Origin of the sequence: Planktothrix sp. FACHB-1355 (assembly GCF_014748295.1) — a bacterium.
Classification (GTDB): Bacteria; Cyanobacteriota; Cyanobacteriia; order Cyanobacteriales; family Aerosakkonemataceae; genus Aerosakkonema; species Aerosakkonema funiforme_A.
The window spans coordinates 1-11,025 of record NZ_JACJUP010000087.1 but is presented as its reverse complement, the minus strand read 5'-3'; the positions used below and the strand labels follow the sequence as shown (position 1 = coordinate 11,025).

Annotated in this window: 7 protein-coding genes; 5 read left to right on the top strand and 2 right to left on the bottom strand. The window is 46.0% G+C overall.

The genetic code is table 11. The features are described from left to right. Positions 1 to 208: 208 nt before the first annotated feature. A complete protein-coding gene (locus H6S82_RS06495; protein WP_322111926.1) occupies positions 209 to 1,510 on the bottom strand; it encodes an ABC transporter ATP-binding protein in 1,302 nt (433 codons plus the stop codon). A 129-nt stretch (positions 1,511 to 1,639) separates the two neighbouring features. Between H6S82_RS06495 and H6S82_RS06490 the strand changes: the two genes are divergently transcribed. Together H6S82_RS06490 and H6S82_RS06485 are read left to right on the top strand one after the other, a co-directional pair. After that, complete coding sequence (locus H6S82_RS06490; protein WP_190465885.1) at positions 1,640 to 4,027, top strand: CHAT domain-containing tetratricopeptide repeat protein; 2,388 nt, start codon at positions 1,640 to 1,642, stop codon at positions 4,025 to 4,027. Between the two features lie 71 nt (positions 4,028 to 4,098). Continuing rightward, positions 4,099 to 5,367, top strand: a complete 1,269-nt coding sequence (locus H6S82_RS06485) for an FAD-dependent oxidoreductase (RefSeq protein ID WP_190465883.1) — start codon at positions 4,099 to 4,101, stop codon at positions 5,365 to 5,367. Positions 5,368 to 5,449: 82 nt separating this feature from the next. Here the strand turns inward: H6S82_RS06485 and H6S82_RS06480 are convergent, their stop codons facing one another. After that, the gene (locus H6S82_RS06480; RefSeq protein ID WP_191056100.1) at positions 5,450 to 5,623 is read right to left on the bottom strand and encodes a hypothetical protein; all 174 of its coding nucleotides are present in this window, start codon (positions 5,621 to 5,623) and stop codon (positions 5,450 to 5,452) included. Positions 5,624 to 5,784: 161 nt separating this feature from the next. Between H6S82_RS06480 and mutL the strand changes: the two genes are divergently transcribed. The 3 genes from mutL to H6S82_RS33890 form a co-directional block, all read left to right on the top strand. Continuing rightward, positions 5,785 to 7,503: a DNA mismatch repair endonuclease MutL gene (gene mutL, locus H6S82_RS06475; RefSeq protein WP_190471294.1), complete on the top strand. Its 1,719-nt coding sequence runs from the start codon at positions 5,785 to 5,787 to the stop codon at positions 7,501 to 7,503. 775 nt (positions 7,504 to 8,278) lie between these two features. Further along, on the top strand, positions 8,279 to 10,717 hold the full coding sequence (locus H6S82_RS06470) for an EAL domain-containing protein (protein ID WP_190471298.1): 2,439 nt from the start codon (positions 8,279 to 8,281) through the stop codon (positions 10,715 to 10,717). A gap of 19 nt (positions 10,718 to 10,736) precedes the next feature. Further along, a partial coding sequence (locus H6S82_RS33890; RefSeq protein ID WP_191056099.1) for a pentapeptide repeat-containing protein occupies positions 10,737 to 11,025 on the top strand: 289 nt, incomplete at its 3' end.

Below are 11,025 nucleotides of genomic sequence, written 5' to 3'. Positions count from 1 at the left end.
GAAATCGAGACGGCGACTAAAGTCGCTTATCGACTTATTCCCATGTCTAAAGCCAGGGGCTTGCGTCTCGCTTTTCGGTCATTTTCCCGTAGGTTGGGTTGAGGCACGAAAAGCAACAAATACGTTGGTTTTCGTGCCTCAACCCAACCTACAAATCAGTCCATTTTTGGGTTTGGCTAGAAGTGGAGAAGACTTTAGCTGGCAAAGACTAGCGAGGCCAGATGGCCATTTCGGTTTGAGCGTCAAACAGATGAATTTTATCGGGTGCGATCGACAGCCAAAGCTCCTCGCCAAGCAGCACAGGTCGATCGGGCGCAATTCGCACTTGGAAAGTAGATGGGGCAGAAGTTTCCCGCAAATGAACAGATATAACGGTTTCGTTACCCAGCGCTTCCACTAAATCTACCCGCACCTGCAAGTTTTTTGGGGCTGGTAAACTCAAGTTGAGGTGTTCCGGACGGATACCCAAAATCAGGGGACGGCGATCGTAATTTTGCAACGCTCGTTGCCAGATATCCGGTAAAGTGAGGCGGAACTGTGACTGAGGATGGGTAATCAGTAGAGGTGCTTGAAACTGTACCGGCAGAAAATTCATGGGAGGCGAGCCAATGAATTCCGCAACAAATCGGTTCGCAGGGCGGTTGTATAATTCCAAAGGATGCGCCAGTTGCTGAATTTGACCTCGATTCATCACCGCAATGCGATCGCCCATCGTCATCGCTTCCGTTTGATCGTGGGTAACGTAGATAGTTGTGGTACCCAACTGCCGCTGCAACTTCACAATTTGGGCGCGAGTTTCCGATCTGAGTTTGGCATCTAAGTTAGAAAGCGGTTCATCCATCAAAAAAACTTGCGGATTGCGAGCGATCGCTCGTCCTAACGCCACCCGCTGCCTTTGTCCTCCAGAAAGCTGTTTTGGCAGCCGATCGAGCAGAGGTTCGATTTGCAGCAACTCAGCGACAACACGCACTTGCGCGTCGATCGCTTTCTCTCGCTCCGTCAGATATTTTAGTTTTTTGGGAAGCGATCGCGTCATTCCCACCAACAAATTTTCTGCCCACAACGGTAAAGAATTTTCTGTTGTTTCTCCCCCACTCATCCGCCGCAGCCCAAAGGCAATATTGTCATAGACTGTCATGTGCGGATAGAGAGCGTAATTTTGAAACACCATCGCGATGTCTCGTTCTTTAGGTGGCAAATCGTTCACCAAACGATCGCCCACCCAGATATTACCGCCAGTCAACTCCTCCAAACCAGCGATCGAGCGCAGCAGCGTACTTTTACCGCAACCCGATGGCCCCACCAATACCATAAATTCGCCATCTTTCACTGTTAGGTTGATGCGCCGCAAGACAGCTTGTTCCGGACTCTGTGCAGACGTGGTGTGCAACGCCTCTGGGAGAGCTAATAATTCTACCTCCTGACCGAACTTTTCTGTTTTGTCGATCGCTTTCTCACCTTTTCGACCTGAAAAGCTTTTGTAGACATTTTCTAGAACAACCTGTGCCACAGTAAATTTCCAGCCTGCGCCATAACAGCCTTTGTCACGTACCATCTTATTATGTATCTTTCAAAATTTAAGTCAACAACCTAGTGCCAACCTTAACGGGTCTGGCGGGTGGCGACCGGGAGGTTTGAGATGAGACTAAAAATTACAGCCAGTACAGTACTGCTTACTTATCTGTGGGTAACTGCTACAGTTAAAGCGGAAAATTCAGGACAATTTCAACGGTTGTCACAAAATTATGAATGTCAAACTTGCCATCTTCCAACCAACTCATTCAAACAATTATCACAACTTGATTCGCTGATTCAATCTGGGATTCAACAGCGCAGAGCGGGTAATTACCAACAATCGATTTCTACTCTAGAACAAGCTTTAAAACTGGCACAACAGTCTGGAAATTTAGACGGAGAATGGCAAGCGCGGACTTTTTTAGCATTAAGTTATAAACTATCTGGTAATTTGCAGAAAGCTGCCGAACTGCACGAGCAGAATTTGGCATTTGTCCGCCAACACCCTAACGAACTCGCCAGCGTTCCCTTGAATCGCGAAACGGCTTCCCTAGATGCTTTAAGCGGCATTTATTCGTCCCAAAGAAACTACGCAAAAGCAATTGAGTTACTAAAAGAAGCGCTGGCAATAGTAGAAGCGAAAGATAAGGATAACGGCAGTTTAGGCAAACCAAAACTTTTAGAGAAACTGGGAGTAAATTTATTTTTAATAGGTAATATCAAAGAGGCAGAAAAATTTTTATTCGCTGCTTTTGATGCTTACGAGAAGGCGCGACTGTTCCGATTGAATGCCGGAATGCCTGCCATTGGGGAATATGAATTTCAAGTAGCGCTGCTGCGTTGGCTGCAACAAGTTTTTGTAGCGCAAAACCGAATAGAAGAAGCGTTAGAATTAGCAGAACGGGGACGTTCTCGCGCTTTTGCCGGCTTAATGGCAAGTCGCTTAGCTAATGACCCAAAATTGCAGGTTAGTGTTGATTCACCTAACCTCGATCGCATCAAACAAATTGCCAAAGCGCAGAATTCTACTTTGGTTGAGTATACAGTCACTTATGAGTATGACCCCGACTTGCCTCTCCAGTTTAGCAATTACAAAGATATCCGCGCTACAGGCTTATTAATTTGGGCGATCGAACCTACAGGTAAAATTACATTTCGACAGGTAAAGCTAGATCGAAATAATGCTTTGTTAGCAGATTTAGTGCAAAATGCTCGCGAGTCGATCGGTGTGAGAGGTCGAGGTGTTGCAGTGACTGCCACAGCAGCGCCAGATAATCGCTCCTCGGCTAACCAAAAATTACAACAATTGTATCAAACTTTAATCGAACCAATTGCAGATATATTGCCAAAAAATCCGACCGATCGCATTACCTTTATTCCCCAAGACTTACTATTTTTAGTTCCTTTTGTCGCACTTCAAGATAATGCAGGAAAATATTTAATTGAAAAACATACCATTCTCACAGCGCCATCAATTCAAATTTTAGATTTAACCCGCCAACAGCAGCAACGCATCCAAGATGCAAAAGGCGTATTAGTTGTGGGAAATCCCACGATGCCCAGTTTAGCACCCGAAGGGCGTCCACCCGAACAATTACCCAGTTTACCCGGAGCGGAACGAGAAGCAAACGCGATCGCGCAACTGTTCGACTCCCAAGCTATCATCGGGAAGGGCGCAACTAAATTAACTGTTGAGCAGCGGATGTCACAAGCGCGAATAATTCACCTAGCAACTCACGGCATTTTAGATGATGAAACAGGTGTTTTCAGTTCGCTTGCTTTCGCTCCATCCACCGGCGACAATGGTTTTCTCACAGCGCGAGAAATCATTGCCCTCAAGCTAAATGCCGAACTCGTTGTTTTGAGCGCCTGCGACACAGGAAAAGGCAAAATTACTGGTGATGGTGTAGTCGGACTTTCCCGTTCTTTCATTGGTGCAGGCATACCCAGCGTCATAGTTTCCTTGTGGTCTATACCGGATAGTCCTACTGCCGAATTAATGACCGCATTTTATCAAAATCTCAGAAAAGGTCTGGATAAAGCGCAAGCACTGCGAAGTGCAATGCTTCAAACAATGAAACAATTTCCCAGACCGAAAGATTGGGCAGCATTTACTTTAATTGGCGAAGCTGATTCATCTAAAACGCTTGCTACAGTAATGGGCGATAGTTCTTCCAATAGTAGCAATACTACACAGGCAACTGTATCGCGTTATACCGTGTTTCCTTTGCCTGAAAATATAAAAAATTATACAGAGTTTCCTTCTAGCTTTATCCAAGGCGAAGTAGATGTATTTTTTAGCAGCAATCTTAGTATCGAAGCACTGATTAAATTTTATCGGCAAGCTTTTACGCAAAAAGGACTGACAGAGCGATCGACTTTGACTAGAATCGAAGCAAATAACTTTCAGCTAGTTTTCGACGGTTCGCCCAACGGTCATCCAATTACAATTCAAGGTAGTAGTGCAGCAACCGATTATCGTACTGTTACCATCCGTTTTGAGCGTAATTAAATAGTAGGGTGGGCAGTGCCCACCAACAGCAAATAATTTTTTTAATTTTTAATTGATTGAGGAGCTTTTTTATGACTGCTATAATGTCAAATGTGAGTCAAACCGAAGCGCAAACCGCAGACCGTGAAATTATCGATATAACCCAAACGAATTGCTGTATTGTTGGTGGTGGCCCCGCAGGAGTTGTGTTATCGCTTCTGTTGGCGCGTCAAGGTATTTCGGTAATGTTGCTGGAAACGCACAAAGATTTCGATCGCGACTTTCGTGGCGATACCGTTCATCCATCAACAATGGAAATTATGGACGAACTCGGTTTGGCAGAACGCTTACTGCAATTACCGCACAATAAAATTCGCACGCTTGGTGTTACTACCGCTAATGGTTCAGTCCAACTCGCTAATTTGAATCGCCTCAAAACAAACTATCCTTTCATCACGATGATGCCCCAAGCGAAGTTTCTGGAATTCATCGTCGCCGAAGCCAAACAATATCCCAACTTTCAGTTAATTTTGGGTGCGAACGTACAAGAATTAATCGAAGAAAACGGCATAATTAAAGGTGTGCGATATCGCGGACACGGCGGTTGGCACGAAGTCAGAGCAAAACTGACAGTCGGTGCAGACGGTCGTCATTCTCGCCTTCGACAACTAGCTGGTTTTGAAGCAGTAGGAACTTCGCCGCCGATGGATGTTTTGTGGTTTCGTTTACCGCGTTCTTCACAAGACGCAGAAGGCGGAATGGGTCGCATCGGTAAAAATCATATCTTAGTAATGCTCGATCGCGGCGACGAATGGCAGATAGCTTTTGTGATTCCCAAAGGCGGTTATCAACAAATTCGCGCCGATGGAATAGAAGCGCTGAGAAAAAGTATTGTTGATGTCATTCCGGAGTTGGGAGATAGGATCGAACTTCTCAAAGATTTCTCTCAAATAGCCTTTCTCTCTGTGGAATCCAGTCGCATTAAGCGTTGGTATCTTCCCGGATTGCTTTTAATTGGGGATGCCGCACACGTTATGTCTCCAGTGGGAGGAGTTGGGATTAACTACGCCGTTCAAGATGCTGTCGTGGCGGCAAATAACTTGAGCGAACCCCTCAAAAGCAATAGTTTGCACGAGTGGGATCTCGCCCAAGTGCAGCGTCAGCGCGAATTGCCAACGCGAGTTATTCAAGCATTTCAATCTTTAATTCAGCAGCAAATTTTTGCTCGCATTCTTAACTCGAATGACTCTAATTTTTCATTTACACTGCCTGCTTTTCTCCGTTTGCCAATTCTGCGCGATATCCCAGCGCGGTTGATCGCTTTCGGGATTTGGCCGGTTCATGTGAAAACTGATAGCTAGGTACTAGAAAAGTCAAAAGTCAAAAGTCAAAAAGAAGAGGAAAAAGAAAAAGGAAAAAAAATAATTCTGCTCGGTCACCCCTCTACCCCCCTGCTTTCTTCGTGATTCCCGATGCCCTTCCTTCTTTTGACTTTTGACTGCTGAGGATTGTCTGCACCGAATCTTGGTTAAATTTTAACCACAGATGAACACAGATAAACACAGATGAACACAGATGCGATCGCAAATTTTTGACGCTCCCGATGTAACCGGACATGATATAAAATCAAAACCTGGCTTTAAAGCTCATTTTGTTTTTTGGTTACCAAAAAATCTTTATAGCAACCCCTAAGCATAATGAATCTTTTTAATTCCACCAAACTCTCTATGTTAGCTTCTTTTTTTTGACTTTTGACTTTTAACTTTTGACTTCCTACCATGCCTTCCCCCATCCAATTCCTACCCGCAGAAGTCGTACACCTCATCGCCGCCGGTGAGGTAATTGACTCTCTGGCAGCTGTTGTGCGAGAACTGGTAGAAAACGCCCTCGATGCCAATGCAACGCGCATCACCATTTCCCTTTGGCCGGAACAATGGCGAGTGCGAGTGGCAGATAATGGATGTGGCATGGATTTAGACGACTTGCGATTGGCAGCAACTGCCCACAGCACCAGCAAAATCCGTCGCTGCGAAGATTTGTGGAAAATTACCAGTCTGGGATTTCGCGGCGAAGCGTTGCACAGTTTAGCGCAACTATCTGAATTGGAGATTTGCAGTCGCACTGCTGACGGTACGCAAGGGTGGCGAATTCTGTATGATGGGTTGGGGGAACCGGCGATCGAACAAGCAATTGCGATCGCATCCGGAACGATCGTCACCGCCGCCAACATCTTCGGAACTTGGACTGTCCGCCGTCAGGGATTACCACCAGCCGCACAACAGCTCAAAGCCGTCCAAGCGACAATTCACCAAATCGCCCTCTGTCACCCCCAGGTTACCTGGCAAGTGCAACAAAACGATCGCCAATGGTTTACCATCAGTCCTGGCGATACTCCACAACAAATTCTCCCCCAAATCCTGCGCGACATCCATTTAAGCGACTTGCAGCAATTGAAGTTGGAATTGGAAACTCTTAAAGATGAGGGAGGAAATTTAGATGTAAATTCTCCTCTACCCCTGAGTACCCAATCCTTAGAATTAGTTCTCGGTCTTCCAGACAGATGTCATCGCCGTCGTCCCGACTGGGTGCGAGTGGCGACAAACGGACGAATGGTGAAGTCGCCGGAACTCGAACAAACTATACTGGCATCATTTCAGCGTACATTACCGCGCGATCGCTACCCCATCTGTTTCCTGCACCTGCAAATTTCGCCCGATCGAATTGACTGGAATCGCCATCCCGCCAAAGCAGAAATCTACTTGCACTCAATAAATTACTGGCAGCAACAAGTTACCCAAGCGATCGATCGAGCTTTGCAAATCAGTGTAGCCAATCTTCCCGAAGCCGCCCACAGCGAGAGAGTGGGTAAATTGCTGACCGCCGCCGAAAACAAAAGCAATTACAACGTCAATCGTTCTATATCACCAGTTTCATCCCCTAAAGATGATATTGGACTGATGGAACTGCGTGCCGTTAGCCAAATTCACAACACTTATATTGTCGCCGAACATCCAGCCGGCGTTTGGTTAGTAGAGCAACACATCGCCCACGAGCGCGTAATATACGAGCAAATATGTTCCGCTTGGCAGCTCGTACCAGTTCAACCGCCGATCGTACTTACCAATTTATCACCTGCCCAAGTCGAACAACTGCAACGCATTGGCTTAGAAATCGAAACCTTTGGCGAACAAATGTGGGCAGTACGCACCGTACCCGAACTGCTAGCAAAGCGAGAAGATTGTGCAAACGCTCTCCTAGAACTCAGTTTAGGGGGTGACTTGCAAACCGCGCAAGTCGCCGTTGCCTGTCGCACTGCCATCCGCAACGGTACTCCTCTAACGCTACCGCAAATGCAAACTCTCTTAGAACAATGGCAGTACACGCGCCATCCGCGCACTTGTCCCCACGGTCGCCCTATCTATTTAGCTTTAGAGGAATCTGCTTTAGCTCGATTTTTCCGCCGTCATTGGGTAATTGGCAAAAGCCACGGCATTTAGGAAAAGCGGGTAGGTCTGGGCAGACCCATGTGTCTGCCCAGACCTATGAGGTGAAAAACAAGAGGATTTTACGTATTTAATGTATAAATCATATCAAGTAATTATTTATAGACAAAAATTTTTAGGTATAGCTTTATTCACGACATTTTCACTTTTGTGACTTAAACTGACGACAGTTCTGTTTACAGACAGATACTAACTCAAAAATAGGTTATACGAAATCCAGTTTAGCTACCCCGTTATCCTCTTTTTCTTCTCTGGAGCGCCCTATGCGTCTGGAGCAGTTCCTTATAAAGGGGGTAATAAATTCGGATTTCTTATTCTGTCCTAACAGAGGCGTTGCGCGTCTAAAATATCGGGAATATGTCACATACCCTAATGGTAGAGCGAGCATAGTTAGAGATTGCTAATATCTATTAATTTTTGCTTGCCACAGTCAAAAAATAATTAAAAAATCACTTTTGCAAAAGTTTTATCAAGCTAATATGAGCATAAAACCGATAAAATATTTTGGATTGTTAGCGTTAAAATCGATAGTATGCTAATAAAAATAGCAATAATTTCAGATTAATTTGGCAAATAAATTACAAAAAAGTAGTTGACTTTATTTCACAGTTTAAACAGTGTCATCGTTAAATATCGAGTGCCGTATGCTACCAAAATCTATCTGGAAGATTGCAATCAGCTTTATTTACCGCCGTAATATTTTGTTCGCGTTGCGAAAGCTTTTTGTGCGGGAAGCGTCAGGCCGAAAAATCTTTGGAGGCTTACAGCTATGCTTCGGTTAAACACGAAACCTCGTTCCTGGGGACTTCAGACTCGCTTGCTAGTGCCGATCGCATCAGTATTAGCAGCAGCGATCGGTCAAGGCGTCTTCTCAAACCTCTCCATCAGCAAGCAACTAGAGCTTTTAGTCAACCAGCGAGGAACCACAGTCCTGGAAGGAATCCTCAAATCGCTGGAAGAAAAAAGACGATCGAAAGAAATCTTTGCCCATCTGCTGGCAGACGAAAATGGTTTACCCCAAGCAGTCCAACGCGGCGACAAGGTTGCCTTAACTAAAATAGTTACGCCTGTGCGGCAGAAATTGGGGGTAGGGGGAATTGATATATGGACGAAAAACAGTCGGGAAATGATGGATTTAAACTTACCAGAAACCGACCAGCTCGAAAAACCCCTCGTCAAAACTGCTTTATCCGGACAAACTACCTCTACAGTGACGATCGGTCGTCACGGCTTGATCGTATTAGCATCAGCCCCAATTAAAATATCTGGACGCATTATCGGGGTAGTGTTGGTCGGTACTACACTAAAGGACAAAGCTCTCGACCAAATCCAAGAGCGTAATGGCGTAGAGTTGGCACTGTTCCGCGAAGGCAAACTGCTCACTACCACCATCAAGCAAGCTGATGTGAGGCGCTTGCTAAACAAACATAACCTCACGAGAAACAAGCTAGCGCAGCTCAACCGAGACTTAGCTCCCTACAACTTCCGCATCACAGCCAAATCACTAGGTAACAACTGTTTATTCGTCGCTCTGGTTCCCATTAAAGATTTAGTTTTACATTCCAAGCAGCGCTATGCGATCGCCCTGTTTTGCACTTTAGTACAGGCACTCGCCCTGTTGTGGTTCATCTTCGTCCTCGCTCAAGACATTGCCAAACCCCTAAAAGTTATGGTCGCCGCTACCGGCGACATCGTGCGGGGGAACTACTTTCGACGGGTAGCGTCCGGTAAAATTCAGGAACTAAACGACTTAGGAGCAGCAATTAACCACCTAGCCGAGCAACTGGAAATTCAACTGACCGAACTAACCGATCGGGCATTCCAGGACCCCTTGACCAAATTACCAAACCGTGGTTTATTTTTGAACGAGCTAGACCGAGTTTTGACTGCGATGATTCGACACAAGTCTTCAGTTGCTGTGCTGTTTTTGGACTTGGACGGCTTTAAGGTGATCAACGATAGCCTGGGACACAAAGCAGGAGACCAACTGCTGATTGCCGTCAGTCAGCGTCTCAAATCTTGTGTGCGATCGATCGATGTAGTCGCCCGTCTCGGTGGCGATGAATTTACCATCTTGCTTAAAGACATAATTGACGAGAGCGATGCCACTCATACAGCAGAACGAATCTTAGACCAACTGCAAACCCCATTCAACCTGGAAGGGCGCGAAGTATTCATCAGCAGCAGCATAGGGATTTCCTTCTGTACTTCCGGTTACGAACGTAGCGAAGATCTACTCCGCAATGCCGATGCTGCCATGTATCAATCTAAGAAAAACGGTAAATCTCGCTATACAATTTTTAAGCCGGATATGGATTCTCGCGCTTTTGAGCGCTTGCAACTGGCAACCGATCTGCGCCGTGCCATCGAGCTTCAAGAGTTTAAGCTTTACTACCAACCGATCGTCGAGTTGGAAAACGGTACGATCGTAGGACTGGAAGCTTTGGTACGCTGGGAACATCCCCGCATCGGTCTGATTTCGCCGGCTAAGTTTATCCCCCTAGCAGAAGAAACCGGGTTGATCCTGCCCATTGGGGAGTGGGTTCTGGAAACAGCTTGCCGTCAGGCAAAATATTGGCATTTACGCTACCCCGATCGTGCCCCATTAACTGTGAGTGTCAACCTCTCCGCCAAACAATTCCAACAACCCCAATTAGAGGATAAAATTGCCCAGATCCTCGCTCGGATCGAGCTTGCGCCCCAGAATTTGAAGTTGGAAATTACTGAAAGTATGATGATGGAGCAAGGAGATGCCACCATTGCCACTTTGTATAAACTAAAAAATTTGGGCATACAGTTGGCGATCGATGATTTTGGCACCGGTTTTTCTGCCCTGAGTTACCTCAAACGCTTTCCTGTAGATACTCTCAAAATCGATCGCTCGTTCATCAAGGGATTGGGTTACAATCGCGAAGATACGGCGATCGTCCATGCAGTAATCGCTTTTGCAAAAGCCCTGCACCTGAGCGTAACTGCTGAAGGCATCGAAACCGCCGAACAACTATCTCAACTGCAAGCACTTCGGTGCGATCGCGGCCAAGGGTATTATTTCTCTCAGCCCATTACTGCCGATGCAGTTCAGCTACTGATCGATCGAAATTGCGATCCACATCTCGATCGGTTTCCGCCTAAAGACGGAAGCAATGTTAACAGCATCTTGTATAATACATTGACAACAAAGCGATCGAGTTTAGATTTTGGATTTTAGATTTTAGATTGAACTGAAAATGCAACGAAAAATCTTTGCGATCGCCATTTTAATACTTCCCTTTTGCTGGACAGCTCCCTCACAAGCTGCCAAACCAGAACATATCAAACAATTACTCGCCACAAATCAGTGTCCCAAATGCGATCTCAAGAATGTAGACCTTAGAGGCGGCAACTTTCGAGGTGCCGACCTCACCGGTGCCAACTTAGCCGGTGCTATGCTGGAAGGTGCTGACTTGCGGGGTGCCAAGCTACGCGGTGCCGAACTACAGCAGACCGTCCTCAGAAGTGCCAACCTAGAAGTAACCG

Bases quoted from the DNA above. Each gene is read 5' to 3' on its own strand.
- H6S82_RS06490 (WP_190465885.1), top strand. From the start codon at position 1,640: ATGAGACTAAAAATTACAGCCAGTACAGTACTGCTTACTTATCTGTGG.
- H6S82_RS06485 (WP_190465883.1), top strand. From the start codon at position 4,099: ATGACTGCTATAATGTCAAATGTGAGTCAAACCGAAGCGCAAACCGCA.
- H6S82_RS06480 (WP_191056100.1), bottom strand. From the start codon at position 5,623: ATGTCCGGTTACATCGGGAGCGTCAAAAATTTGCGATCGCATCTGTGT.
- mutL (WP_190471294.1), top strand. From the start codon at position 5,785: ATGCCTTCCCCCATCCAATTCCTACCCGCAGAAGTCGTACACCTCATC.
- H6S82_RS06470 (WP_190471298.1), top strand. From the start codon at position 8,279: ATGCTTCGGTTAAACACGAAACCTCGTTCCTGGGGACTTCAGACTCGC.